Here is a 26,169-nt window from a genome sequence, read left to right as displayed (position 1 = left end):
CCCTGTCCGCCCCCTTGGTACGGCACTGCTTTTCTTCTAATTGAATTGCTCGCGTGCGCCGGCTCAGGCCTGCGGCACGGGTACCTCGACCGGCCCCAACGCCTGCGCCAGTTGCCTGGCCTGGTGTTGCTCCCCCTCCCGGAAGGCCTGCAACTGCTGCCCAAGGGTCGGCGCCCCGGTCAGGCCCTTGCCCGCCCCCGCCTCTGCCCCCTGGCGGAATGGCTTGCCACCGCTCAGTTCATACTGGCCACCGTCATCCGGCAGCGTCTTGTCGAAGATGTTGGCCAGGCTGCTGGCCCCGAAGACATTGGCGTCACCACCACCAAAGCCGAGGAAACCGGCCCCCGAACCATTGCCGATACCGCTGTCGGCGTGCTGGCCGGCGAATACCTGGGCCAGGTAGCTGGGCGCCAGCGCACCGTTCTGGATGAACAGATTGCCCAAGGTCGGCAGCCCGCCGCCCGTTGTCGGCACCTCGAACAGCGGCTGTGGCAGCAGCGGCGACTGGAACGGCGCCGTTACCGGCAACGGTGCGATCACCACCGGCGTGCCTGGGCTGGCCTGGCCCGGGCGCGCCGGTGGGTAGGCGCGGAATTCCGGATCACCGTCGGTCGACTGCAATGTCACGCTTTGGCCGGCGAAGCCACCGGCCAGGTCGTTGCCTGCGCCATCGCGAATGCCCGTGCCACTGGCCTTGAGCCCAAGGGCCAGGCCACCACTGCCTGCCACCCCTGCGACATTGACCTGCCAGGTATGGCCGTCGAGGCGTACCAGCGACTGCAGCGTGCCACTGGCGTTGCCACTGGCCAGCAGTTCGAAGTCGCCCAGGTCGACACCGCTGACGTCCTCGCTGAAGGTCACGGTGAAGGACTGGCTGCCCGGCGTCGGCGACGAATTCGCCACGATCGAGACCACGCTGGGTGGTATGCCGTCGACAATGACCCCGTGGCTGTCGCCAACATTGTTCAGCCCCGGTGTCAGTTGATTGCCGGCCGCATCGTGCAGGCTCGCGCCATTGGCCGACAGGCCAAGCACCTGGATGCCATCGGCATCGTTGTCGCCGGCCTGGATCTGGTACTGGAACACCAGCGTCGGCGTGCCTGAGCCGGCCACGAAATCGGCGTAAACCGTGCGCCCGTCGACATCCAGGGCAAGCCGCGGCACGCCGTCGACCATCACCGCCTCGCTGGTGTTGACCACGAAGGTGAGCACATCGCCCGTGTTATAGGGGACGCCGACCGGCACGCCGACACTGCCCACCGTGGGGGCGTCGCGGTCGATGTTGTACGTGGCGCCGGTCAGGCCACCGACCAAGGCGTTGCCGGCCACATCGGTGATACCCGTGGCGCTGCCATTGAGGTTCAGGCCCAGGGTGCCGGTGCCGTGCACACCACTGACGGTGATGACATAGACTCCACCGCCCAGCGCTTGCAGGCCGCTGAGCGTACCGCTGGCCGAGCCGGTGCCAACCAGGCTGAAATCGCTGAGATCGACGCCATTGACCTGCTCGTTGAAGGTCACAGTGAAGCGCACGCTCTGGGCGTTGCTCGGCGACGGGTCGAGGGTGACGATGCCGACCGCGCTCGGCGCCTGGGTGTCGACCAGCACCTGGTGGGTGTCAGCCACGCCATTGAGGGTCAGGTCCATGGCATTGCCCGCGGCGTCGACAAGGGTCGCACCATTGGCGGCAAGGCCGGTCACGGTGATGCCGTCAGCGTCGTTGTCACCGGCCTGGACGATGTACTGGAACACCAGGGTCGAGGTGCCGGCGCCCGCCACCAGTTCGGCAAACACCGTGTGCCCGCCGATGTCCAGCGCCAGGCGCGGCGCCCCCGTGACCTGGACCGCTTCACTGGCGTTGACCACGAACACCAGCGAGTCGCCGGCGTTGTAGGACACCCCCGCCGGGCCACCGACGCTGGTCACGCTGGGAACGCGGGTGTCGATGGCGTAGTTGTTGGAATCGGTACTGCCCACGCCGGCGTTGCCCGAAGATGCCGCGACCACGCCGCTGTTGTCCAGGGTGATCAGGTTGCTGGTGTCCTCGACCCCGTTGCCAGGTGTCAGGGTCGCGGTCCAGGTGATGCCGCCATCGCTGCTGCTCAACCCGCTCAAGGTGCCATTGGCCACTGTCAGGTCGGCCAGGGTGAAGCCGCTCACCGCCTCGCTGAAAGTGATGGTCACCAGGCTCGACTCGCCCGCGCGCAGGGCCGTATCGGCAACCACGACGGTGGCGGTGGGGACGACGGTGTTGACCGTGTAGTTGGCCGATGAAGTGGTGCCGGTTCCGCTGTTGCCGGCCAGGTCGGTGTAGCCCGTGTTGTTCAGTACGATCAGGTTAGTGGCGTCCTGCACGCCGTTGCTCGGCGTGAAGATGGCGGTCCAGGTGATACCGCCGTCGACGCTGGACAGCGTGCCCAGGGTGCCATTGGGCAAGTTCAGGTCAGCGTTGGTGAAGCCCGCTACCGCCTCGCTAAACGTGATGGTCACCAACGAGGTTTCACCGACGCGCAGATCGCTGTCGGCCATGACGATGGTGGCGGTTGGCCGCTGGCTGTCGACGGCGTAGTTGTTCGAGTCGGTGGTGCCGGAACCGGCGTTGCCGGCGGTGTCCGTCACCCCGCTGTTATCCAGGGTGATCACGTTGGAGGTGTCGGTGATGCCGGCGCTCGGCGTCAGGGTCGCGGTCCAGGTGATACCGCCATCGCTGCTACTCAGCCCGCTCAGGGTGCCGTTGGCCACGGTCAGGTCCGCATTGGTGAATCCGCTCACCGCCTCGCTGAAGGTGATGGTCACCAGCGACGTCTCGCCGATGGCCAGGTTGCTGTCGGCCACCACGATGGTCGCCGTCGGGCGCTGGGTGTCGATGGCATAGTTGTTCGAGTCGGTGCTGCCGGTACCGGCATTGCCGCTGCTCTGGCCGACCACGCCGCTGTTGTCGAGGGTGATCAGGTTGGTGCTGTCGGTGATGTTGCCGGTCGGGGTGAAGGTGGCCGTCCAGGTAATGCCGCCGTCGGCGCTGGAGACCGCGCTCAGGGTGCCGTTGGCCACGGTCAGGTCCGCGTTGGTGAATCCGCTCACCGCCTCGCTGAACGTGATGGTTACCAGTGAGGTTTCACCGATGCGCAGCGCCGCATCGCTTACCACCACGGTGGCCGTGGGTTGCATGGTGCTGACGCCGTAGTTGTTGGAGTTGGTGGTACCGCTGCCGGCGTTGCCAGCCAGGTCGGCCACCCCGCTGTTGCTCAGGGCAATCACGTTGGTGGCGTCCTGCACGTTTACCGAAGGGGTGAACGTCGCCGTCCAGGTGATGCCGCCATCACTGCTGGAAAGCCCACTCAAGTTGCCGTTCGCCACCGTCAGATCGGCGAGGGTGAAGCCGGTTACAGCCTCGCTGAAGGTAATGGTCACCGTGGTGGTCTCGCCGACGGTGAGATTGTTGTCGGCGACCACTATGGTGGCCGTCGGGCGCTGGGTGTCGACGGCGTAGTTGTTCGAGTCGGTCGTGCCGCTACCGGCGTTGCCGGCCAGATCGGCCACCCCGCTGTTGTCCAGGGTGATGAGGTTGGTGGTGTCGGTGATGTTGCTTGACGGGGTGAAGGTGGCCGTCCAGGTGATCCCGCCGTCGCTGCTGGACACCGCGCTCAAGTTGCCGTTGGCCACCGTCACGTCGGCATTGCTGAAACCGCTCACGGCCTCGCTGAAGGTGAACGTCACCAGCGACGTCTGGCCGATGACCAGGGTGGGGTTGGCCACCACGATGGTCGCGGTCGGGCGCACGCTGTCGATGGCGTAGTTGTTCGAGTTGGTGGTGCCGCTGCCGGCGTTGCCAGCGCCATCGCTCACCCCGGTGTTGTCCAGGGTGATGACATTGGTCGCGTCGGTGATGGTGCTGTTCGGGGTGAACGTCGCGGTCCAGGTGATCCCGCCGTCGCTGCTGGAGACGGCGCTCAGGGTGCCGTTGGCCACCGTCAGGTCGGCATTGGTGAAGCCGGTCACGGCCTCGCTGAAGGTGAACGTCACCAGCGACGTCTGGCCGATGGCCAGGGTGGGGCTGGCCACCACGATGGTCGCCGTCGGGCGCTGGGTGTCGATGGCGTAGTTGTTCGAGTTGGTGGTGCCGCTGCCGGCGTTGCCAGCGGCATCGCTCACCCCGGTGTTGTCCAGATTGATGAGGTTGGTCGCGTCGGTGATGGCGTTGGTCGGGGTGAACGTCGCGGTCCAGGTGATCCCGCCATCGCTGCTGGACACCGTGCTCAAGGTGCCGTTGGCCACCGTCAGGTCGGCATTGGTGAAGCCGGTCACGGCCTCGCTGAACGTGATGGTCACCTGGGACGTCTCACCGATGCTCAGGTTGCTGTCGGCCACCACGATGGTCGCCGTCGGGCGCTGAGTGTCGATGCTGTAGTTGGCCGAATTGGTGGTGCCTACGCCAGCGTTGCCGGCCAGGTCGGTGACACCGGCGTTGTTCAGGGTGATGACGTTGCTGGCGTTGGTGATGCTGTTGGTCGGGGTGAAGGTGGCGGTCCAGGTCTTGCCGCCATCGCTGCTGGACACCGCGCTCAGGGTGCCGTTGGCCACCGTCAGGTCGGCATTGGAGAAACCGCTCACCACCTCGCTGAAGGTGATGGTCACCGTCGCGGTCTCGCCCACTTTCAGGGCCGTGTCGCTGAGGGTGATGGTGGCGGTGGGCGGAACCGTCTCGTGAATGGCCACCGTGACCGAAGCCGCGCTGGAGGTGGCGCCATCGCCATCGTTGACGGTGACCGACAGGGTGCGGGTGGCCTGGCCGATGCTGTTGGCGGCATTGCTGTTGTCGTAGGTGAGGTTGCGCACCACCGCCTGGACTGCTGCGGCCGTGGCATTGCCGTTGAACGTCAGCACCAGGTTGGCGCCGCCCGTGCCGCCGGTATAGGTGCCGATGGCCACTCCGCCGTAGCTCACCGTGCTGCCGCTGACGCCGATCTGCCCGGCGCCATTGCCCTGGTGGCGGATGCCCAGCACATCTTCGCTGGCGACGCCGTTGGCGCTGACCGCCACGGTCAGGTTACCCCCGGCAAAGTCGGCCGAGTCGCTGTCGGTGACCGTGGCGTTGCTGCCGCTGTCGAGCAGCACGGCGCCACTGCCTTGGGTGAAGGTCTGGCTGTCACCGTTGAGGTTGCCGATCACCGGCGCGGCATTGAGTGGCTGGACCACCACCGAAGCGGTGCGGGTAGTACTGCCCATGTCGTCATTGATACTGACGGTCACGCTACGGGTGCCGCTGGTGTAGGCCCCTGCGGCGTTGCCATAGGTCACTGTGGCAAGTACCGCACGATACTGGGCCAGGGTGGCCACACCGCTGAGCGACAGCACCGCGCTGCCCGAGCCGCTGATGGTGATGCCGTAACTGGCCGCCGTGGCGATCTGCCCGGCGCTGAGCGATAGGGTCTCGCTGCCGCCATCGAGCACGCCGCCCAAGGTCAGCGTGGCGCCACTGACCTGGGTATCGCCGTCGGATTGGCTGATGTTGATGTTCGGCACGATCACCACCGGGGAGCCGGCGAAATTGACGGTGCTGTCGTTACCACCGGTGCTGGTGTCCAGGTCGACCAGCGGCGGCGCCGAGTACAGCACCTCGTAGGCACCGATGTCGACACCGCCGCCACGGGGCCGGTCGAAGCCGCGCAGGTCGGTGGCCGGCGCGCCCGCCTGGGTGCCCTGGTCGATGGCGTTGCTGGCAGTGCTGGCCAGGCGGTAATCGCCGCCGGCGGCATTGACGAAGTTGACCGGGGTGCCGATCAGGTTGGTGGTGCTGGTGTAGCCACCGCCACTGCCGCTGTTGGTGGCGGCATCAAGAGCAGCGCCGTTGACCGTGTTGCCACTGATGATGCTGTTGAGCACCGTCACCGTGCCGGCGCCGCCAGTGGCCCACCCCAGGCCGGCGGAGTTGATGGTGCCACTGCTGGTGTTGAGGTAGGTGTTGTTGGCGATGGTGCTGTTGACGATGCTGACCGAGCCACCGGTATTGCTCAGCACGATGACCGAGGCGCCAGCGACCGTGGCAGTGGCGGCGTAGGTCCCACTGTTGTTGTAGATCGCCACGTTTTCCAGGACGTGGTTGTTGGCGCCACCCAGGCGTACCAGCGACGACATGCCGGTGGCGCCGATGATGCTCGCATTGTTGTCATGGATCGTGGTGTTGCGTACCACCACCGTGGAGCCTAGGGTGGTCGCCGAGTTGATCACGGTGCCGGCGTTGTCCTGGAAGTTGGAATCCTCGACGGTGATCGAACCGCCATTGGCGCGGATGGCCCCACCGGTGATGTTGCCGGAGAAATGCCGCATGTCCAGGTTGCGCACCGTCAGCACACCGCCACCGTTGCTTTGCAGGCCCGAGGCCTCGCCAGCATCGCGGATGTTGTTGCTGTTGACGTCGCCACTGAGGATGATGTCGCCCTTGCCGTCGCCGTCGACATCACCGTTGATGGTAATGTTGCTGGTCACCGCCAGCGCCGTGGCCGACGACCAGCGAATGGTCCCGCCTTTCAGGTTCTGGTGGAACACGATGATGTCGTTGCCGCTGCCCGCGGCGGAGCCATCTACCGAAGTGTCGGTGTTCGCGGCCTGGATGGCTTCGGCCAGGGATACCTGGCCATCGTTGGCGATGAGCGACGCATTGCTGCTGGTGACGGTGATGGTCGCCAGCGAGGTATTGAATGCCGACAGGTCGCCGCGCTGCACGCCCACGCCAGTGGCCACCGCGCCGGAAACGGTCTCCAGTTCCCAGTCCTCGCCAGCGCGGTTGCCAGTCGAGTCGGCCGAGGCGCCCACGTCGGCACCGCTGAGCCGCGCCACCTCGTTGACGAACATCTGGCCATCGCTGCCGGCGCCGGTGTTGCAAGCAAAGAAGCGGATATCGCCGCCTGGGGCCAGGCTGGCGCCGATGCGCGCCAGGTCGGTTCCATGGCTGGCCAGTTGGTTGGCCCAGATGGCATTGCCGGCCAGGTACACATAGCCGCTGTCGCCGTGGCTGATGATATCGACCGAAGTCACGTCGCTACGGCCATTGAGATAGTCGGCGATCTGCTTGAAGCCATCCTTGCCGTTGTCCAGCACCACCACCTCGACCCCGGCAGGCAGGCCGGCGATGAGTTTCTGGTAATCACTTACCGCAGAGTCGACGAATACCACTTCATGATTGCCCGGAGCCTGGGAGATCGGCGCGGTGGCTGGTGCCGCCTGATGGGCCGGTTCGTGGGCGGTGTTATCGCGGGTACTGGCCGCATCACTGGCGGCGCTGGTGTCCTTGCCTCCGGTGGCGGCTGCGGCGGCTTCGACCGCCTGAGCCCCCTGATCGGCGACCACGCCCACCGAGGCGTCGAACATCATGCGCGGTTCCAGGGCCTGGATGAGACTGGGCCGGCTCGCGGAAACGTTGGGTGTGTGGGTGTCTTTACCGCGTTTCCAGAATGCCATGATGCCCTCGCTCAGCCCTGCGGCTGCTTATGCTTGCCGTCCCTGCAGATGAGGGCGGCCTGTCCTTGTCTGGTAATCCTGAACGGACGACGGGGCGCCGATGCGCGCCCCGCTGCCCTGCCTGCCGAAATCCTGGCCTCAGTTACGGGATGGGAAGATCCCTTCGGTCGCGATGATGAAGTTGATGCCCAGGTAAGGGCTCTGGTTCGAGAACGGCTGGTTGCCTGGCGCGGTCGCGCCCGTCGTGGCTGGGATGGTGAGGTTGAACGGCTTGAGCGTGGTATTGCTGGCGGTGGAGGCGTAGATGTCGATCGACACACCCGATCCGGACGAGTCCTTCGGCTTGGCCAGCACGCCGGTGGTCGAAGGGGCCGGCAGGTCGGCGTCACCTTCTGCGGCAGGGATGGCGACCGATACGGTCTGGGCAGGGATGTTCACGGCCTGCGACGCCATGTTCGAGGCAAGCAGCGTGGTGGTCGGAGTACCACCTTTCTCGCCCGGAAGGAACTGCGATAGCCCCGGCCCTTGTCCCTGGCCAGCATGCACAGGGCTGCGCCCGCGTAGGTCAGGTAGCGCGAAGGTGGTCTGGCCATTGCCACCGTAGGTCGTGCCCAGGATCGCGAACAACGCCGCGTTGTTGTTGATGCTGAGCATCTGCCCATCGCAGAAGGCCCAACCCCGTGGCGCAAAGTTTCCCGCGAACAATGTGATCTGACCGATGAATGGCTCACTCATTTACTGCACTCCTTTGACAACGCGGCAAGGACGGGCCTCAAGGCCCGCAGGTAATCACGTTCGTGACAGGCACGCTCAGAGCTGCCGATCGGCGTGGAAAATCGTCTGGAGCTCCGGCCCCCTTGGATATCGGGGCTCACCGGTCGCATCAATCGCGGCAATGGACGCTGGCCGGCTCATTTTCAGCGACAAGCCGTTCTCGCCGACCACCCGGAACCCACAGCGCTGATAGAGCCGCAAGGCCGGGTTGTGGGCGGTCACATGCAGGCCGGCGCTGAGCCCCCGTTCATCGGCACGTGCCAGCCACTGGCCGAGCAGCCGGCTGCCGATGCCACGGCCGCGCCAGGCGGGCAGCAGGGCCATGTCGATGAATTGCACGTGGCTGTCGGTCCACTGCAGGCAGGCACGGCCGATGCGCTCGCCCGCCGTTTCGATGACAAAGAAGCCGGCGTCGGCGAACTGGGCCTGGTAGTAGTCGTGCTGGGCCTGGAACTGCTGGTCGAGGAAGGCATCGATAGCGGCCTGCGGCCACGGCAGCAGGGCCATTTCGGCGGCACGCGTGGTGCCATAGAGCTCGCGCAGGAACGCCCGGTCGGCGTCCACCATGGGACGGAGGTTCACCTCGGGGATGGACATCGGGTCTGGCTTCCCTGCGTAAGGTTACCCCATGGTGAGGGGCGCACATCCAAGTGAATTGTCCTACACGATCACCCGCAGCGTAGCCGAACAACAAGGCATATAGCCACTACTCTAGCGTGGTCTTTGCAACTATTTTCTCAAACACCCGTTCGAGGTATTTTGACGCCGGTTTCTAGGCATTTCGCAACCGTATGGATTCCAAAGCGTTGTAAGGCTGCAGGGCCCAACGGGCGATCGCCGCGCGCACCTCGTCGCTGGCTTCGTCACGCTTGCGCTGGCCATCGGCGCTGAAGTTCAGGACGGGCTGCTTGGCGTCGAAGGCCGCGACCGCCTGCAAATCCGCTACTTCGCCTGGCAGGATGCCGAACAATGGCCCCAGGCGCCCCCAGACAGCATCGGGCAACTCGCTGTAGTTCACCGCTATGGCACCTTCGCGTTCGCACAACGCTAGGCCAGCCGCAAGGATTTCGCCAATCATCCGGCAGGTGTATTGCACCGCGCCCATGCCCTGGGCCTCGGCCAGCACACTGTCGAGCCCAGAGGCACCAAGCAGGCCCGGTACCCGGTGCATGCCCGGCTGGCGCAATTGGGAAACCACGATCTCCAGCGGGTCACGGTAGAGGAATACCCGTGGCACCTGGGGATACAGCGCCGTCAGCAGTGGCGCGTCGAAGATGCTCCAGGCGTCGAGCTTGATCAACAGGTGGCACTCGTCGCCCCGACGACGCTGACCGTAGGCCGAGCACAGCGCCCGCAATGCATCGGCCTGCCAGGCGACGGCGGACGGGTCCTGGCGCGCGGCACGCAACAGGTTGTCCAACGGCGGCGGCTCGGACAGCACGATGTTGCGGGCCTGACTGGCGAGCAATTGGGCGATCAGCGTCGAGCCACAGCGCGAGGCATGGAACACCAGCACCGAGGGCGCCAGGCCCGGGCTGTGCAGTTGCCAGTCGAGCAAAGCCTGGACATCGGTGTCGCGGCGCATGGCCTGGTTGAAGGGCAAGCGCAGTGCCTGGTCGACGTCGTCGCGGAAAAACGGCCGGGCCAGGCGCCTCTCGCCGAACCAGCACCAGTCCACCCGCCATCCGGCGTCGCCTTGCCAGAGGCGGATGGGCAGCCAGCCGTGAAAATCCATCGGGGTATTCACACTCGCCATTGATCGCTCCATGCCTGCTTGCCCCGACGCATGGCGCCCAGGACCTCTGCCTCGGAAAACGCCAGCCCTAGCTCGGCACCAAGGCGCACCGCCTCGGCCACGAAGGCCCGGGGATCCTCCAGCACCTGTAGTTGCGCGGCCAATGCCGGCGCCTCACTCACCTGCTGGCGAAACCGTTCGAATGCCTGCCCAGCTCTGCCGGGCTGCAATGCCGGCGTCTGCGCCAGGCCTTCGTCGATCAGCGCCAGCAGCCAAGGGTCGGCCGCGCAGTCGAGTATCAGGTGGATGCGCTCGCCGGGCCCGGGGTTGTTGACCCGGTGGGGGCGCGACAAGTCGATGAACCAGCACTCGCCCGGGCGCATCGGCACTTGCAGGCCATCCACAAGAAACTCCACGCCCGGAGGGCTCTGCAGCGGTATGTGCAAGCGCAGGCAGCCGCCTGGGCGCCCGAGGTCGGGGTCACGGTGCTCGTGTATCCGCGCCCCCGCGCCCAGGCGAAGCAGGCGGGCGGCGCGCAGCGATGCCTGGAAGGGTGCGAGTGCTTGCTGCCAGGCCGGCTCGCCCTGCCACCAGGCCAGGCTATTCGGCGCGCCTGTGCCTGGGGCCAGCGGCAACGGCGCATCCTCGGCGGCGACCAGTGCCACACCGCTCCAGTCACCTTCGTGGTAGCCCCGGTTGAAGTGCGCCTGCCAGGCGTGAGTGTCCAGCCGGGTCAGGGCCTGCAGCAACGCGGGCAGGTTCGTGGGCAAGGTAAGGCGGGAACACAGTGGCAAAGCAGTCTCGGTCATGCGGGCTCCTTGCGTTGGCATTATCTTGAACGGTGTTCCTGGCGAAGACGGGTCCCTGGAGGGGAAAGGCCGCCTAAAACCCACTCTCACGAACCCCCAACGCCGCCAAACGTCGCCAGGCGGCCCCCAGCAACGACTCGCGCGCGCCCTCCAGTACCACCACCCCACGCAACGGCTGGGCCACATCGGGCACTTCGCCCAACGGGCTCAGGCGCACGCCATACTGGGCCTGCACCGGCTCCGCACGCTGCTGGCCATCACGCCGCACGGCTACCGGGCCATGGCGGTCGGAGGCCAGCGCTTCGAGCTCCAGCACGGCAACGCCGGTGGCATCCACCTGCTCCACGCGCACCGGCAATGCCGGGCGCGCCGGGTCATCGGCGATGAAGCGCCCTTCGCTGCCGGCCGCCACCCGCCACAGATCGGCTTCGGCCAGGTAACCGCGCAAACGCAGCCCCGGCTCGACTACCCGGCCCAAGGTTAGTGCCGGGCTTACCCATTGCCCCGCTGCCAGGCCGGCCGGCAGGTCACGCAGCACACCGTCGCGGGGCGCGCGCAGGTGCAGGCGCTCGCGCTGGGCGGCCAGGCCACGGTACTCGGCCACGGCTTCGGCCAGTTGCTGCTCTAGCACCACAGCGTCCGCCGCCGTCTCGCTGCGCCCGGCCTGGCGGCGCAACAGCAGCTGCAGGATGTCGATCTCGCGGCGCACGATGGACTGGCGCGACGTCAGGTCGGGCGATTCCAGCTCCACCAGCAGCTCGCCCTGGCGAACCGCCTGCCCTTCGCCCACCGGCAAGCTTTTCACCCGTGCCGCCACCGGCGCATGCAGGGCGCTGACGCGGGACGCCTCGAGCATCGCCGGCACGTCCACCGCGCCACGCCAGGGCAGTACCAGCACGGCCAGCAGCAAACCCAGCCCGGCCGCCACCCGCAGCGTCTTGCCCGGCGCCGCCTGGCCACGGTGCAGCCACCATTGCCGCAACTCCTTGTACACCGGCAAACCGATGAACCAGGCCAGCTCCACCAGCATCAGGAAGATGCCCAGCACCTTGAAGAACAGGTGATACACCGCCAGGGCGATACCGAAGAACAGCACCGCGCGCCACAGCCAGGCGCCATAGCCCCACACCAGCAAACGGCGGCGCATGGTCGGCGACCAGGCTTCCGGGGCTGGCTCGCCATAGCCGAACAGCGCCTCGCGCAATCGCCAGCGACACAGGGCAAAGGCGCGGTTCTGCAGGTTCTCGACCCGCCACAAGTCACTGATCAGGAAGTAGCCATCAAAACGCATGAAGGGGTTGAGATTGACCAGTAAGGTGGTGATCCAGGTGGCGCTGGCCAGCATGAACGCTGCCGTGCGTGCCGGGCCGTCAGGCAGCAGCGACCAGGCCAGCAGCGCCAGCACCGCCAGCAGCAGCTCGGCGAACACCCCACCGGCATCGATCAGCAACCGCGCACGGCGGTCGCTGACGCGCCAGGCATCGCTGACATCGGTGTAGAACATCGGCAACAGCACCATGAACGCCAGGCCCATGCTCTGCACCCGGCACCCGGCGCGCTTGGCCATGAAGGCGTGGCCGAACTCATGGCAGAGCTTGGCGAACCCCAGCGCCGCGCCAAAGGCGAGGATGCCGCCGAGGCTGAACAGGTGCGGGAACGTGGCAATGAAGCGCGACCAGTCGCGGATCACCAGGAACATGCCCAACGCCAGCACCAACGGCAGGGCGTAGCGCAAGATCCAGCCTCCATGGCGTTCGAGCATCGGCCATGCGCGGTTGAGGAAGGCATCCGGGCGCCACAGCGGAATCCTGAAGAACAGGTACTGGTGCAGCACACGGGTCCACAGGCTCTGCCGGGTGGCGGCGGCCTTGGTCGCATAGCTTTCGCGCTGGCGGGCATCTTCGGCGCCGATCAGGTCGTGCTGGCCGAGAAACAGCAACAGTTCTTCCAATGCCTGCTCGTCGACTGCCAGGCCAGGCTCGGCATTGGCGGCAGCCAGCACACGCTGCGGGTCGCCCAGGCGCCAGTGCTGCAACAGCCGCACGGCGCCACCGCCCAGCTTGAAGTAACGCCCGCGCAGCGGGTCGGCCAGGGTCCACTGCGGCGCGCCGTCATGCCCGGCCGCCGCTGGCGACAGCTGCAGGTCGACGCGCAACGCCGGCAGGGTCACAGCCCCAGCCCCTGACGCAACGCAGCCAGCGGGCGACGCAGCAGGTAATAGACCAGCGGTGCGCGCTCCCCATACACCTTGGCGGTACCACGCAAGCCGATGCGCGGCGGTGCCTCGTCGAAACCGGCGTCCAGCCGGTAGGCCAGTTGCCCGGCTGCGGTGGCCTGGGCCTCGTAGGCCGCGCGCTCCAAGCGGGCGCCATGGCGATGCAGCGGGTCGCTGTCGAGGAATAACGCCACTTCGGCCCCGGGTTGCAAGGCGATGGCATCGCCCACCGGCAGCTCCAGGCGCAGTTCGGCCTGCTGCGGATCGGCCAGTTGCATCAGGCGCTCGCCGGTCTGCACGGGCTTGCCGGTCCAGCGCTCGGCGTCGGCGAACACCGCGATTCCCGCACGCTCGGCGCGAATTTCGCTGCGGCCGAGGAGCTGGCGGGCGTAGTCGAGTTCGGCGCGTTTCTGTTCCACGCGGGCGGCCAGCAGGTCGAGGCGGGCATTGGATTCGGCATCGCTGAAGGCGCGCTGGGTGCTGGCCTTGAGCTCAGCCTCGGCGACCCCGAGGGCGCGCTCGGCGACATCGACCTGGGCCTTGAGGGTGGTGGCGTCGAAGCGCACCAGCAGGTCACCGACGGCGACCGTCTGGTTGGGCTTGACCAGGAACTCGGCGATCACCCCGTCCAGCGGCGCGGCAACCACCCGCCCTGCCCGCGGCACGACTTCGGCCGGAGCCAGCACCGATTGGCGCACCGGCACCAGCAGCACCAGCAACGACAACCCCAAGGCCACCAGCAGACGCCGCCGTGGCCAACGCAATCGCCAGGGTTTGGCCGGGCCCAAAGCCAGCCAGGCATGGGCGTAAGTCTCCCCCAACTGATTGAGCAGGGCTTGCTCGGCGGGGTTGAACGCCTGGTCGCGGGCCAGCCACAGCCCGCCGAACGCTTCGCCCTGGCGATCGAGCAAGGGCAACCAAAATGCGTGAGCGGCCGACAACAACTGCCAGTCTGCCTGGGCCTGGGTATCCAGCGTCGCCGGATCCACGGCCCCCGTCCGGGCCACCACACCGGCGGCCTGGAGCGTGTGAGCGGCGCGTTCGACAAACGCCACGAACGGCGCATGGGCCTCGACCACACTGATGCCGGTCAGTGCCCGAACCTTGCCCGCGATCAGCAGGGCGGCATGGCGAAAACCGAACAGTGTCTGGCCATCGTTGACCATGTTGTAGGCCAGTTGCTCGGGACCAGCCGCCTGGCGGGCCTGACGCTGCAGGCCGAGAAACAGCGCGAAGGCATGCTCGGCCACCCCCGTGGCGGCGGCCGTCATGGTTGTGCGGCGAAGTGGGCGGTGCCGCTCATGCCGGCCAGCAGCCCCTGGCTGTCACGGGGCAGTTCGCCGATCAGCAGCAACGTCTGGCTGCCCTCGTCGATCCGTGCGCCGACGCGCTTGACCTGTGCCTGCAGCGGCTTGCCGGTTTCATCGGGAACGAACTCGAACGGCTGGCCTTGCTTGAGCTGCCCCAGCCAACGCGAGGGCACCAGCAGGTGGATCTCCAGCGAGCGGTTGTCCACCACCTCAAGCAGCGGTGACCCACTGGCGACGCTTTCATGGGGCTGGGCCCGGCGCTGAACCACCCGGCCATCGAACGGCGCGCTGACCACGCAGCGCCGGACCTGTACCTGGTACACCTGGGCCTCGGCCTGGGCCTGGGCCTGCTTGGCCTCGGCCAACGACACCTCGAACTGGCCGACCGACTTCAGCGCGGCCAGTTGGCGGTTGTGGTTGAGTTCCTCGCGGGCAGCGCGCACGGCGGCCTGGGCGGCGTTGAGCTGGGCCTGGTAGGCGCTGCAATCGAAGCGCGCCAGGGTGCTGCCCTGCTTGAAGTCCTGGCCATCGGCATAGGGCATCTCGACGATGCGCCCGGCCAGCTCACTGGACAGCACGGCCTGGTCACGGGCACGCAGCACACCACGGGGATTCTGCCCGGCGCTGGACCCAGCGGGGGTATCGAGCAAGGGGTCGGCGGGTGGGTCGCCGGCCTGCGCCAGCGGCAGGTGCAACAGACCCAGGGTCAAAGCCAGACGGAAACCGCGAAGCATGTTGCGCACTCCCTTGCGAGCTGATGGCCGGAGTGTAAGACAAAAAATGATGGCACGGATATATCACGCCAATGAAGATTCGGGGCTTTGCCAAAACCCGCAAATCCTCCGGGAAACGTCATGGCAACGCGTAGGCGCGGGCTTGCCACGTTGCGGGCAAGCCCGGTTTCACCTCAACCCGCAGAGCCTGCTGCTGCGGCGCCCCGCGCATGCCCCCGGGTGGTGATGATGCCGAGGAACGAGATCACGATCGCCAGGCTCAAGGTGGCGGTGACCTCGGCGCGGTGTTCCTCAGTGAACATCATCACGGCCAGTGCGCCGCCGATGAACAGGATCACCGCCCAGGTCAGCCAGGGGAACAGCCACATGCGGAACTTGAGCTGGGCGCTCTCGCGCTCCAGCCGTGCACGCATGCGCAACTGCGAAATGGCGATCACCAGGTACACCAGCAAGGCAATGGCGCCGGAGCTGGCCAGCAGGAACTCGAACACGCCCTTGGGCGCGAAGTAGTTGAGGATGGCGATGGCCGCGCCGATCAGGGTGCTGCCGAACACCGCCGCACGCGGCACGCCAACCCGTGAAGTGTTCTTCAGCAGCGCCGGCGCGTCGCCGCGCTTGGCCAGCGAGTACATCATCCGCGAGGCGATGTAGATCGACGAGTTCATGCAACTCGTCACCGCGATCAGCACCACGAAGTCGACCATCAGCGCGGCATTGGGGATGTTCATGATCTCCAGCGCGCGCTGGTAGGAGCCCACCACAGCCAACTGCGGGTCATTCCAGGGCACCACCGAGATGATCACGAAGATCGACAGGATATAGAACGTACTGATGCGCCAGATCACCGAACGGGTGGCCTTGGCGATGTTGCGCGCCGGATCGCTGGACTCGGAGGCAGCGATGGTCACCGCCTCGGTGCCGATGAAACTGAACATCACGGTGATGAAGGCACCGACCACCGCCGACCAGCCCTTGGGGGCGAAGCCGCCATGCTCGTCGACCAGCGTGCTCAACCCGCTGACCTCGCGCTCCGGCAACCAGCCTGCCAGTGCGGCAAAACCCAGGCCGATGAAGCCGAGAATCGCGGTGACCTTGAGAATGGCGAACCAGAACTCGAACTCGCCGTACTTGGCCACGCTGAACAGGTTGGTGCAGGCCAGCAACAGCACCGAGGCCAGGGCGAAGATCCAGCTGTCTACCTGGGGGAACCAGGCGTTGAGCACATGCCCCGCGGCCAGCGCCTCGATGGGGATCACCAGCACCCAGAACCACCAGTACAGCCAGCCGATGGTGTAACCGGCCCAACGGCCGATGGCCTGGTCGGCATAGGTGGAGAACGAGCCAGTGTCGGGGTGAGCCACGGCCATTTCGCCGAGCATGCGCATGACCAGCACCACCAGGGTGCCGGCCACAAAATAGGAAAGAATGGTGGCGGGCCCGGCAGCCGCGATAGCATGCCCGGAGCCGACGAAAAGTCCCGCGCCGATGATGCCGGCGATGGACAGCATCGTTACGTGACGTGGCTTGAAACCTTGAGCAAGGTTGCCATCAGTTCCCACGGTGTTCATTGGTCTTGTTCTCTTTTTACTGACACAAGGAAGGGACGGGCAGGCGTAGGCGAAACGGTCTCCTCGGCTAAGGGCGGAGTACGTTGCGCACGCTCTGTTACGGCCTTCTCATGCGCCCGGGGCAACGCACCATGGGGATGCGGGCTTCACTTTAAGCTGGGCGCGGCGCGAGCAAAATGCTCGAAAACGTCAGACAACTGTTCGATCACGACACCGCGTGCCCGTGCACGTCAGTCAAGCCCCCGGACATGCCTGTTTGCGTCAGTCGCGGTCACGCAGGTAGTCCCAGTAGAAGTTCACCACCGCGAACACCACGATCACCGTGACGATCATCAGGCCGATCTGCAGGTTGCTCATGGCGTTCTCCAATTGGCGATACCAGGGAAAGAAGGGGTCGGCCGTGCAACGGGGCGCTCGGTTTGCGCAAGGGGCACCACGGGCCGACGCCCCCTGGCCAGGCGCTTGAGCGCCAGCACCATGAGCACGCCCAGCAGCATCATCGTCAGCACCAGCACGGCATAGGCCAGCCACCAGGGCACGCCTGCCGTCATCATGCTGAACTCGGACATCCCGCCAATGCTGGCGATCAGGTTCAGCGGCAGGAACACCACGTTGATCAGGGTGAGCTTGCGCAGGGTCTCGTTCATCGCGTTGTTGGCCAGGTTGCCGCGGGCGTCCATCAGGCCGGCGAACACCGTCGAGTAGATTTCGGCCTGCTTGTGGCACTGGTTGTTCTCGATGACCAGGTCGTCGATCAGCGCCAGCACCTCAGGGTTGAAATGGCGCTTATCGCCATGGGCGCGCAAGCGCGAGAGCACCGCGCCATTGCTGTGGATGGCGTTGATGTAGTGGATCAGGCTCTCGCTGAGGTTGAACATCTGCATCAGGTGATGGTTCTCCAGCGACTGCTCGAAGCGCTGCTGCAGTTCGCGGGCGACCATCTTGATCACCTTCAGGTGCCCCAGGTAGTGATGCAGGTTGTCCAGCAGGATGGCCAGCAGCACATCCATCGGCTCGTGCAGCGCATGGCGCTGCCCCAGGCCGTCGAGCAGAGAGGCGTCCGGGGCGATCAGCACCAGGTGGCCATCGACCATCAGCATGCCGAACGAGGACACCTGGAAGGCGAAGCTGTCGCCCCCGGTGTAGCTCTCCGGGCGTTTCCAGATCAGGAACAGGCCATCGCGGTGCAGTTCGATGCGTGACACCTCGTCCGGGTCGAGTGCCGAAGCCAGGGCATGGGCATCCAGGTGGAACCAAGCCTGCAACAGCTCTCGCTCAGCACTGTCCGGCTCTACGAACAGCAGCACCTCGCAATCGAGTCCTTCGCGCTTGCGCAACTGGCCATGGGCCAGGCTATAGCTTTCGATCATGCCAGCACCTCGTTACCAGGCTTGGCCCCGGCGCTTCTGCTCCAGGCGGCGGATGAATTCCTCCAGCACCAGGGTGTAGAGGTCGTCATGCAGGTAGGCATCCTCGATGCCTGCGTCGAGGTTGGGGTTGTCGTTGACCTCTATTACCACCACCCGCTCGCCGACCTGTTTGAGGTCGACGCCGTACAGGCCATCGCCGATCAGGTTGGCGGCCTTGACCGCCAGCTCCACCACCGCCCGCGGCGCCTCGTGCACGGCCAGGGTGCGGCACTCGCCGTTGACCTCGTCGCGCTGGGCCTGATGGTTGAAGATCTGCCAGTGGCCCTTGGACATGAAGTACTGGCAGGCAAAAATCGGTTTGCGGTTGAGCACACCGATACGCCAGTCGTACTCGGTGTAGAGGTATTCCTGGGCAAGCAGCAGTACCGAATGCTCGAACAGGTCGGCGGTGGCGGCCTGGAGTTCGCCGGGGTCCTTGACCTTGATCACGCCCCGGGAGAAACAGCCGTCGGGGATCTTCAGCACCAGCGGAAAGCCCAACCGCTCGCCGATGCCTTCCAGGGCCTGAGGGTTGTCGCGGTAGAGGATCTCGCTGGCCGGCATGGCCAGGCGATGGCTGCGCAGCAGGTCGGTCAGGTACACCTTGTTGGTGCAGCGCAGGATCGATGCCGGGTCGTCCATTACCACCAGCCCTTCGCTCTCGGCCTTCTTGGCGAAACGGTAGGTGTGGTTGTCGACGCTGGTGGTCTCGCGGATCAGCAGGGCATCGTATTCGGCCAGACGGGCGTAGTCTTTTTTGCCAATCAGCTCGACATCGACCCCCAACTGGCGCCCGGCGCGGATGAAGTGTTCCAGTGCCTTGGGGTTGGAAGGCGGCAGCGCTTCGTCAGGGTCGTGGAGGATCGCCAGGTCGTATCGCGCCACGCGGCGCGAGCGTGGCTGGCGCCAGATCCTGCGGCTGAAGCCATCGAGGGCGTTGGCGAACGGGTCCTGCTGGTCTTCACGCAACTTGTGCAGCGCACCGGCCTTGACCCCGGCGATATGCCAGGTGCTGGTCTTGCGGAACTCCACCAGCAGGATCGGGCACGGGAAACTTTCGAACAGCTGGCGGGCGATGTCCTGCAGCGGTTCCAGATCGGTACGGCCGAAATACAGGGTCAGGGTGAACCCTTCGGTTTCTCCATAGGGGTGATTGGCCAAGGCACTCTCGAGGCTGCGCGCCATGTCGTCGAGGGCCAATCCGTATAACGACTTACGGGTCAACTCACTGATACTTCTGACCGAGGGAATGACTTTATGCCCTCGCGCCTCGGCCAACAACGAACAATAATAACCGTGACCTAGATACTTGTAATTACGACATAGGTTTATTACCTGGACACGCTTGCCGTTATCGGCCTCGCGTGACTCCTCCAGGTACTCCTGGGCCGTCAAGACGTCCTCGCTGGGCAGGTACGAAGCCCAGTCCTCACGCCGTTCAACGATGATCACCAGCTGACTTGACTTATTATCCATCGTCAGTGGATAAATAACACCAGCTGTACTTGAGTGTGAACTTTCCCCGGGCCAGCCAGGTAAAGGTTCCTGAAACGAAGACATGATTGAAGCCCTGTGTTGGGTAGACACGGTTTCTATTAAGCACGAAGTTTTTCGAATGTCCCGTTTCATTACGCAACTTTTACGGCGGCCCTATGCACATCGAATTTCGCCTGGCAACTGTTGACGACCTGCCGGCCCTGCTGGCGCTGGAGAACCAGTGCTTCGCCATCGACCGACTGACCCCGCGCAGCTTTCGCTGGATGCTTTCCCACGCCAACGCCAGCCTGCTGGTGGCGCAACGCGACGGACAACTGATGGGTTATGCGCTGTTACTCTTCCACCGTGGCACCTCGCTGGCCCGGCTGTATTCCATCGCCATTGCCGAACAGGCGCGTGACCATGGCCTTGGCGCCCGCTTGCTGGAACAGGCCGAACATTGCGCCCTGGAGCACGAACGCGCCTACCTGCGTCTTGAGGTACGCACCGACAATCCCAAGGCCATTGCCCTGTACGAACGCCATGGCTACCGCCGCTTCGCCCAGGTCGACGACTACTACGAGGACCACACCAGCGCCCTGCGCTACGAAAAGCGCATCCTCCAGCACCCGGCGGGCGAGACGCGACCGGTTCCCTACTATGCCCAGACCACCGATTTCACCTGCGGCCCGGCCTGCCTGCTGATGGCCATGGCCGCGCTGCGATCGCAGCGCCCGCCAAGCCGCCGCGAGGAACTGCGCCTGTGGCGCGAGGCAACCACCGTGTTCATGACCTCCGGCCACGGCGGCTGCAGCCCCCACGGGCTGGCGCTGGCCGCATGGCGTCGGGGCTTTCGCGTGCGCCTGCTGCTCAATACCGAAGGGCCGCTGTTTCTCGATGGCGTGCGCCAGCCCGGCAAGAAGGAGGTCATGCGCCTGGTTCATGAGGACTTCTGCGCCGAATTGCAGGACAGCGACGTGGAGGTCGCCCGGCAGGCCCCCGACCTGCCCCGGGTACTGGCCGAAGGCGGCCTGGCGCTGGTGCTGATCAGCAACTACCGGCTGACCGGTAGCAAGGCGCCGCATTGGGTGCTGGTCACCGCCTGCGACGACGACTTCGTCTACCTGCACGACCCCGACACCGACCACGCTCGTCACCGGCAGGCCCTGGACTGCCAGCACCTGCCGGTCAGCCACCAGGAGTTCCAGCGCATGAGCCTGTTCGGTGGGCGCAAGTTGCGGGCGGCGGTGGTGCTGTTTGAACGGGAGGTAAGTGGGGCGTAAAGCCATCCGAGCTTCGATGGCCGTCACCTCGGCCAGACGTCATGGGGAGGTGGCCCGGGCAACTGTCATTTTTACCAGTTTCACGGACTTTTACTCACTGATAGTTTGGTTGCCATCAGCTTGAGCACCGCAGGTCGCTTTCATCCAGGCTCCCCCACTACCAGGGTACTTGCCATGACAAACACCTTGCTGGCCACAGACCGCCTGCAAAGCCCGCTCTTGATGCGGCAAGCGGAAAAGCCCACCGGCATAAGCTATGGTCCCTACGGTCATCGCACCCTGCGAGCCGATACGCCTGCATCGGGTTTTACTGGTCAGCCCTGTGAACAGCATCTGAGTTGGTACCTACTGGGAAATGGTCACAGGGCATATAACCCTATGATCATGCGGTTTCACTCTCCCGACGGGTTGAGCCCGTTTAGCCTGGGAGGGTTGAACGCCTATGCGTATTGTCATGGAGATCCAATCAATTTCCATGATCGAAGCGGGCGCATAAAAGGCAACATGAATCAGCGCGCAATAGGGCCTATCGTGTCATCAGTAGCAACCCAGATGCCGAGTTTGGCTCCGGCAGCAATAGCAGACCAGCTGCCGAACTGGGTTATACCAACAATCACCAACGGTGCAAATATATTGGGGGCTTCTCAACCTGTGGTAACAATCGGAGCTCATGCTGTCGCTGACAAGATCAAAGGTACTAACAACGTTAACCTTAAAGACCCCAAGACAATCGTAACTGCTGTCAGCTCAACGCTTGCAGGTGGTAGCGCCATCGCTGAAGCTTTTGGATATCCAACGAGTATTATTACCGCCCTATTTAACGGCGTATTGATAGCCATAGGGGCCCATGATACCGTTGACACTATCAGCGCCTCCAAACGAGCAACTGAAGCTCAGGATACTGTTGATGGCATTGGAGTGGGTGATGCAGGTCATGAGCTTCTCCGGATTAACGCCGGGCAACAGAGTTTCAATACACCGCTTGCCAAGTCGAAAAACAAGGTAATACATCTGCAAAACGAAAACGCAGAACTTAGAAAGCGAATCAACCGTTTAGAAAGAGGGAACCGAAACTCCAACCAACTCTAATACAACAAGTCTGCCGACGCATTTCCTGCCTTGCAAACGTGAATACGTGGAATACTCCAGCACAATTAATTACAACGCTCGTTCAGAACGATAGCTAATATCGTGTACTTCACCCAAATTTCAGAGAAAGCCATGGACGTTTCCCTGAGCGAGCACACCCATAAGCTGGTTGAACATTACTGCGACGACCCGCATCTGCGCGCCGAACTGAACGCCCTCACCCGCCAGACTTATGGCTTCGACTTCGAAGCCTGGTACCAGGCCGGTTTCTGGCAAGCCGACAACCAGCCGTGCTCACTGGTTCGCGACGGAAAGATGCTGGCCAACGCCTCGGCCAACCTGCTCGACTTCACCCTCGGTGGCCAACATCTGCACTGCGTTCAGATCGGCACGGTGATGACTGCGCCCGAAGCACGAGGCCGTGGCTACAGCCGTTATCTGATGGAAGTGCTGGTGGAGCGCTGGGCAGGCCAATGCGACCTGCTGTACCTGTTCGCCAACAGCACCGTACTTGATCTCTACCCCAAGTTCGGTTTTCGCCGAGTGGTCGAACGCGAGTACTACCAGCCCTGGGCTGCGCAACCACGGGCCACGACCTTCCACCCGGTGAATCTGGATGATGGCGAACAACGTCAACGCTTCATCGATGCGCTGGAAAAGAGTTGTCCACAGGCACGACTGAGCCTGCTGCCGAATGTGCCGCTGACGATGTTCTATTGCGATGGGCCATACCGGGAGGCGGTGTTCCATTCCTCAGTGCACGAGGCCTATGTGGTGATCGAACATGATGGCGAACGGATGGTGCTGGTGGATGTGTTCTGCGAACGCGAACTGGTGCTCGCCGATGTGGTGGCTGAACTGGTCACGGCTACGACCCGGGAGGTAGTGCTGGGGTTTGCGCCGCTACATAGCGATGGCTTCGCGACGCGAGTTGTGGATAACGATGATGCGCTGTTCGTCTGGGGCGCGGCCCCCACCAGTGTCGATGGACAGGCGCTGATGTTTCCATTGCTGTCCCATACCTGAACTGGGTCCCACGCCAAACAGCGCACCGTCTCTTCACAGGGCCCTCAGACCTTCACCAGGTCAGGCAGATCTTGCCGAAATGCCGGTTGCTCTCCTGATACCTGAACGCCTCAACCATCTGCTCCAGTTCGAAATGCTTGTCCACCACCGGCCGCAGGCCGTTGGCGTCGATGGCGCGGACCATCGCCTGCTGCTGGGCGCGGCTGCCCACCAGCACGCCCTGCAGGCGGATCTGCCGCACCAGCGCCTGCACCAACGGCAACTGCCCGGCCACGCCAGTGAGAATGCCGATCAACGACACGTGGCCACCGATGCGCGCAGCGATCATCGACTGCTCCAGGGTGGCCGGGCCGCCGACTTCGATCACATGGTCCACGCCGCGCCCGCCGGTGAGTTCACGAACCTTTTCGCCCCAGGCAGGCGTGGCCTTGTAGTTGATCAGGTGATCCGCGCCCAGTGCCTTGAGGCGCTCGAGCTTGGCATCGCTGGACGAGGTGGCAATCACCGTGGCGCCGGCCAGCTTGGCGAACTGCAGGGCGAAGATCGACACACCACCGGTGCCCTGCACCAGCACGCTGTCACCGGGCTTGAGGTGGTCGTCGCTCATCAACGCGCGCCAGGCGGTGAGGCCGGCGGTGGTCAGCGTCGCTGACTCGGCATGGCTGTAGCCTTTGGGCGCATGGGTGAAGGAGGTAGCCCGGGCGGTCACCTGTTCGCGGGCGTAGCCGTCGATGCCATCCCCCGGCACGCTGGCGAAGCCCTCGACCTGGGCCTGGCCGCCGAGCCAGTCGGGGAAGAACGTGCTGACCACGGCATCGCCAACCTGGAACTCACTGACCCCAGCCCCCACCGCGAGCACTTCACCGGCGCCGTCGGCCATCGGGATGCGCCGCTCGCTCGGCCCCCACATGCCACTGACCACGGCGAAGTCGTGGTAGTTGAGGGAGCTGGCGTGCAGGCGCACGGTGATCTCGCCGGCTGCGGGCGCGGCGGTTTCGCAGGTGCCGACCTGGACCTTGTCGTAGCCGCCGCCGGGCAGGACGTAGAGGGCCTTGGTGTTCATGGGATGGGTCTCCATCGTGGGAAAAGGTGCAGTGCAGCTTAGACAGGTCTGGATGATCGCGGGGCAAGCACGTGGGAGCGGGCTTGCCCCGCGACAGGGCCGTCAGCCGAGCAACGCCCTCAACGCCCGGCAATCGGCCGCGTGCCAGTCGGCCAGCTGCGGCCAGGGATTGTCCGGCAAGTTGACCAGCACGGTGCGGGTGCCTGCGGCCCGGCCGCAGTCGAGGTCGAAGCGGTAGTCACCGACCATCACCATTGCACCGGTGCTCACACCCCAGGCCCGGGCGATCTGCAACAACCCATCCGGGCTGGGCTTGGGCGCCGCCTCGTCGCGACCGAGGATATGTTCGACCGGGAAGCAGTCAGCCAGGCCGATGGCCTCGAGGGTCACGTGGGCAAGCTCGCGGGCATTGCGCGTGAGAATGGCCAGCCGGCAGTCGCGGCGAGCCAGTTCGCGCACCAGCTCCACGGCGCCGTCGGCGGCCTTGGAGGCGATTGCCAGGTCACGCTCATGCTCCAGCAGCCAGGCATGCTTGGCCGCCGCCTCCGCTGCCGGCAAGGCTGCCAGGTGGGTGAGGATGTCGTGCTCGGACGGGATATCGAGCGCTTCGCGGATGGCCGCGAAGTCATGCACGGCGACCGTGAGGGTGCCGTCCATGTCGAACACCCAGTGGCGGATGTCGTCCAGGCTCATGCCCAGTCCTTGCGATGGCGAATCAGACCTTCCTGGGTCGACGAGGCCACCAGTTGCCCGGCGCGGTTGAAGATGCTGCCCCGGCAGAAGCCACGGGCGTTGCCGGCCCAGGGGCTATCGGTGGCGTATAGCAGCCAGTCGTCGGCGCGCAGGTCACGATGGAACCACAGCGAGTGGTCGAGGCTGGCGATCTGCATGTCCTTCTGCCACACCGACTTGCCATGGGGTAGCAAGGCCGTGGTCAGCAGGCCGAAGTCCGAGGCGTACGCCAGCAGGTACTTGTGCAGCGCCGGAATGTCCGGGAGGTTGCCGTCGGCACGGAACCAGGCGTACTTGACCGGATCGCCGGGCTTGGGATTGAACGGGTCGCGCTCGGTGACCGGGCGGATCTCGATGGGCTTGGCGCACAGCACCTTCTCGCGGATGCGCTCGGGCAGCTTGTCAGCCATGGCGCTGGCCAGCTCGACCTCGCTGGGCAGGTTCTCCGGGCCGACCACGTCGGGCATCGACGCCTGGTGCTCGAAGCCTTCCTCGTCGTACTGGAACGAGGCGCTGCAGGTGAAGATTGGCTGGCCCTTCTGGATCGCCGTGACCCGCCGGGTGCTGAAACTGCCGCCGTCACGCACGCGGTCCACCGAGTAAACCACCGGCATGCTGGCGTCACCCGGGCGCAGGAAGTAGCCATGCAGCGAATGCACATGGCGCGCGTCCTCGACCGTCTGGCTGGCCGCCGACAACGACTGACCGAGCACCTGGCCACCGTACAGCTGGCGGAAGCCCAGGTCCTGGCTGCGTCCGCGGAACAGGTTCTCCTCGATGGACTCGAGGCTCAGCAAGTCGACCAGATCGTCGAGTACGTGGCTCATGGGGTTCTCCTGGCAAGGCAATACGGCGCGTTTATGCCGGCGAATGATACAGGGTTTTGCCGTTGGTCCCGTCGTACGAATGGCGAGCTATTCAGCCGCGCAGGTTCTGTTGCCAGCGGGCGCGGTCGATGCGGTACAGCACATGAGGGCGCAGCGGATCGTTCGGCGGCAGGCGCGGGTGCTCGAAGCTGCCCTCGAGGTCCTGAACCATGCCGATGGCCTGCATCACTTTCTGCGACGGCAAGTTGCCCTCGGTGGTGAACGACACCACCTCGTCCAGATGCAACTGGGCGAAGGCACAGCGCAGGCAAGCCCAGGCCGCCTCGCTGGCGAAACCCAGCCCCCAGTGCCGGCGGGCCAGGCGCCAGCCGATCTCCACCGCCGGGGCGAAGGGCGCGTCGAAGTTGACGTTGAGCAGCCCGGTCATGCCGATGAAAGCACCGCTGTCCTTGCGCTCCAATGCCCACAGGCCGAAGCCGTACTCGTTGAAATGACCGCGCACCCGGCCGATCAGCGCGGCCGCCTCGACCCGGGTCATCGGTGCGGGGAAGTAACGCATCACCTGTGGGTCGGCGCACAAGGCGGCGAACTCGCGCAGGTCGTCGTCCTGCCATTGGCGCAGCACCAGGCGCGGGCTTTCCAGTTCGAGGATGGGGGTCAT

Annotated in this window: 18 protein-coding genes; 3 read left to right on the top strand and 15 right to left on the bottom strand. The window is 65.0% G+C overall.

Annotation, left to right across the window (positions count from 1 at the left end; all coding sequences use genetic code 11):
- Nucleotides 1-63 precede the first annotated feature (63 nt).
- The 11 genes from ACZ9C1_RS21905 to ACZ9C1_RS21855 all read right to left on the bottom strand — a co-directional run bounded on the left by ACZ9C1_RS21905 (nt 64) and on the right by ACZ9C1_RS21855 (nt 19,488).
- Complete coding sequence (locus tag ACZ9C1_RS21905; RefSeq protein WP_476254374.1) at nt 64-7,458, bottom strand: Ig-like domain-containing protein; 7,395 nt, start codon at nt 7,456-7,458, stop codon at nt 64-66.
- Nucleotides 7,459-7,596: 138 nt separating this feature from the next.
- Nucleotides 7,597-8,193, bottom strand: coding sequence for a phage tail protein (locus ACZ9C1_RS21900; RefSeq protein ID WP_198754794.1), 597 nt, complete (start codon nt 8,191-8,193; stop codon nt 7,597-7,599).
- Nucleotides 8,194-8,268: 75 nt separating this feature from the next.
- Nucleotides 8,269-8,829, bottom strand: coding sequence for a GNAT family N-acetyltransferase (locus ACZ9C1_RS21895; RefSeq protein ID WP_102684141.1), 561 nt, complete (start codon nt 8,827-8,829; stop codon nt 8,269-8,271).
- A 175-nt stretch (nt 8,830-9,004) separates the two neighbouring features.
- Nucleotides 9,005-9,988 carry a sulfotransferase family protein gene (locus ACZ9C1_RS21890; RefSeq protein WP_476254373.1) on the bottom strand — a complete coding sequence of 328 codons (984 nt, stop codon included), beginning with the start codon at nt 9,986-9,988 and terminating at the stop codon, nt 9,005-9,007.
- Nucleotides 9,976-10,776 (bottom strand): aspartyl/asparaginyl beta-hydroxylase domain-containing protein, encoded by an 801-nt coding sequence (locus ACZ9C1_RS21885; protein WP_476254372.1) that lies wholly within the window; start codon nt 10,774-10,776, stop codon nt 9,976-9,978. The genes ACZ9C1_RS21890 and ACZ9C1_RS21885 overlap by 13 nt, the downstream gene beginning before the upstream one ends.
- 73 nt (nt 10,777-10,849) lie before the next feature.
- A complete protein-coding gene (locus tag ACZ9C1_RS21880) occupies nt 10,850-12,946 on the bottom strand; it encodes a peptidase M50 (RefSeq protein ID WP_476254371.1) in 2,097 nt (698 codons plus the stop codon).
- Nucleotides 12,943-14,262: an efflux RND transporter periplasmic adaptor subunit gene (locus ACZ9C1_RS21875; RefSeq protein ID WP_476254370.1), complete on the bottom strand. Its 1,320-nt coding sequence runs from the start codon at nt 14,260-14,262 to the stop codon at nt 12,943-12,945. The genes ACZ9C1_RS21880 and ACZ9C1_RS21875 overlap by 4 nt, the downstream gene beginning before the upstream one ends.
- Nucleotides 14,259-15,035, bottom strand: coding sequence for an efflux RND transporter periplasmic adaptor subunit (locus ACZ9C1_RS21870; RefSeq protein ID WP_476254369.1), 777 nt, complete (start codon nt 15,033-15,035; stop codon nt 14,259-14,261). Before ACZ9C1_RS21870 ends, ACZ9C1_RS21875 begins: the two co-directional genes overlap by 4 nt.
- A gap of 173 nt (nt 15,036-15,208) precedes the next feature.
- Nucleotides 15,209-16,603: a GABA permease gene (gabP, locus tag ACZ9C1_RS21865; RefSeq protein ID WP_476254368.1), complete on the bottom strand. Its 1,395-nt coding sequence runs from the start codon at nt 16,601-16,603 to the stop codon at nt 15,209-15,211.
- A gap of 353 nt (nt 16,604-16,956) precedes the next feature.
- Nucleotides 16,957-17,973, bottom strand: coding sequence for a magnesium transporter CorA family protein (locus ACZ9C1_RS21860; protein WP_476254367.1), 1,017 nt, complete (start codon nt 17,971-17,973; stop codon nt 16,957-16,959).
- Nucleotides 17,974-17,985: 12 nt separating this feature from the next.
- Nucleotides 17,986-19,488 (bottom strand): RimK family protein, encoded by a 1,503-nt coding sequence (locus ACZ9C1_RS21855; protein ID WP_476254366.1) that lies wholly within the window; start codon nt 19,486-19,488, stop codon nt 17,986-17,988.
- Nucleotides 19,489-19,664: 176 nt separating this feature from the next.
- Between ACZ9C1_RS21855 and ACZ9C1_RS21850 the strand changes: the two genes are divergently transcribed.
- The 3 genes from ACZ9C1_RS21850 (at nt 19,665) to ACZ9C1_RS21840 (ending at nt 22,886) form a co-directional block, all read left to right on the top strand.
- Nucleotides 19,665-20,771: a peptidase C39 family protein gene (locus tag ACZ9C1_RS21850; protein ID WP_476254365.1), complete on the top strand. Its 1,107-nt coding sequence runs from the start codon at nt 19,665-19,667 to the stop codon at nt 20,769-20,771.
- A gap of 174 nt (nt 20,772-20,945) precedes the next feature.
- On the top strand, nt 20,946-21,860 hold the full coding sequence (locus ACZ9C1_RS21845) for an RHS repeat-associated core domain-containing protein (RefSeq protein WP_277502695.1): 915 nt from the start codon (nt 20,946-20,948) through the stop codon (nt 21,858-21,860).
- Nucleotides 21,861-21,992: 132 nt separating this feature from the next.
- Entirely contained in the window at nt 21,993-22,886 is an 894-nt protein-coding gene (locus ACZ9C1_RS21840) for a GNAT family N-acetyltransferase (RefSeq protein ID WP_277502693.1), read from the top strand.
- 52 nt (nt 22,887-22,938) lie between these two features.
- On the opposite strand, the gene ACZ9C1_RS21835 is transcribed toward ACZ9C1_RS21840, so the two are convergent.
- The 4 genes from ACZ9C1_RS21835 to ACZ9C1_RS21820 all read right to left on the bottom strand — a co-directional run bounded on the left by ACZ9C1_RS21835 (nt 22,939) and on the right by ACZ9C1_RS21820 (nt 26,169).
- Entirely contained in the window at nt 22,939-23,949 is a 1,011-nt protein-coding gene (locus tag ACZ9C1_RS21835; protein ID WP_476254364.1) for a zinc-dependent alcohol dehydrogenase family protein, read from the bottom strand.
- Nucleotides 23,950-24,051: 102 nt separating this feature from the next.
- Nucleotides 24,052-24,642 carry an HAD family hydrolase gene (locus ACZ9C1_RS21830; RefSeq protein ID WP_476254363.1) on the bottom strand — a complete coding sequence of 197 codons (591 nt, stop codon included), beginning with the start codon at nt 24,640-24,642 and terminating at the stop codon, nt 24,052-24,054.
- Nucleotides 24,639-25,508 (bottom strand): acyl-CoA thioesterase II, encoded by an 870-nt coding sequence (gene tesB / locus ACZ9C1_RS21825; RefSeq protein ID WP_046857248.1) that lies wholly within the window; start codon nt 25,506-25,508, stop codon nt 24,639-24,641. Before tesB ends, ACZ9C1_RS21830 begins: the two co-directional genes overlap by 4 nt.
- Nucleotides 25,509-25,599: 91 nt before the next feature.
- A complete protein-coding gene (locus ACZ9C1_RS21820; protein WP_139668342.1) occupies nt 25,600-26,169 on the bottom strand; it encodes a GNAT family N-acetyltransferase in 570 nt (189 codons plus the stop codon).

It is taken from the genome of Pseudomonas sp. TE21435 (genome assembly GCF_056279265.1).
The sequence above is the reverse complement of the archived record's forward strand: the minus strand, read 5'-3'. Positions and strand labels throughout refer to the sequence as shown.

Coding starts and splice junctions, on each gene's coding strand:
- ACZ9C1_RS21905 (WP_476254374.1), bottom strand. CDS start 7,458: ATGGCATTCTGGAAACGCGGTAAAGACACCCACACACCCAACGTTTCC.
- ACZ9C1_RS21900 (WP_198754794.1), bottom strand. CDS start 8,193: ATGAGTGAGCCATTCATCGGTCAGATCACATTGTTCGCGGGAAACTTT.
- ACZ9C1_RS21895 (WP_102684141.1), bottom strand. CDS start 8,829: ATGTCCATCCCCGAGGTGAACCTCCGTCCCATGGTGGACGCCGACCGG.
- ACZ9C1_RS21890 (WP_476254373.1), bottom strand. CDS start 9,988: ATGGCGAGTGTGAATACCCCGATGGATTTTCACGGCTGGCTGCCCATC.
- ACZ9C1_RS21885 (WP_476254372.1), bottom strand. CDS start 10,776: ATGACCGAGACTGCTTTGCCACTGTGTTCCCGCCTTACCTTGCCCACG.
- ACZ9C1_RS21875 (WP_476254370.1), bottom strand. CDS start 14,262: ATGACGGCCGCCGCCACGGGGGTGGCCGAGCATGCCTTCGCGCTGTTT.
- ACZ9C1_RS21870 (WP_476254369.1), bottom strand. CDS start 15,035: ATGCTTCGCGGTTTCCGTCTGGCTTTGACCCTGGGTCTGTTGCACCTG.
- gabP (WP_476254368.1), bottom strand. CDS start 16,603: ATGAACACCGTGGGAACTGATGGCAACCTTGCTCAAGGTTTCAAGCCA.
- ACZ9C1_RS21860 (WP_476254367.1), bottom strand. CDS start 17,973: ATGATCGAAAGCTATAGCCTGGCCCATGGCCAGTTGCGCAAGCGCGAA.
- ACZ9C1_RS21855 (WP_476254366.1), bottom strand. CDS start 19,488: ATGGATAATAAGTCAAGTCAGCTGGTGATCATCGTTGAACGGCGTGAG.
- ACZ9C1_RS21850 (WP_476254365.1), top strand. CDS start 19,665: ATGCACATCGAATTTCGCCTGGCAACTGTTGACGACCTGCCGGCCCTG.
- ACZ9C1_RS21845 (WP_277502695.1), top strand. CDS start 20,946: ATGACAAACACCTTGCTGGCCACAGACCGCCTGCAAAGCCCGCTCTTG.
- ACZ9C1_RS21840 (WP_277502693.1), top strand. CDS start 21,993: ATGGACGTTTCCCTGAGCGAGCACACCCATAAGCTGGTTGAACATTAC.
- ACZ9C1_RS21835 (WP_476254364.1), bottom strand. CDS start 23,949: ATGAACACCAAGGCCCTCTACGTCCTGCCCGGCGGCGGCTACGACAAG.
- ACZ9C1_RS21830 (WP_476254363.1), bottom strand. CDS start 24,642: ATGAGCCTGGACGACATCCGCCACTGGGTGTTCGACATGGACGGCACC.
- tesB (WP_046857248.1), bottom strand. CDS start 25,508: ATGAGCCACGTACTCGACGATCTGGTCGACTTGCTGAGCCTCGAGTCC.
- ACZ9C1_RS21820 (WP_139668342.1), bottom strand. CDS start 26,169: ATGACCCCCATCCTCGAACTGGAAAGCCCGCGCCTGGTGCTGCGCCAA.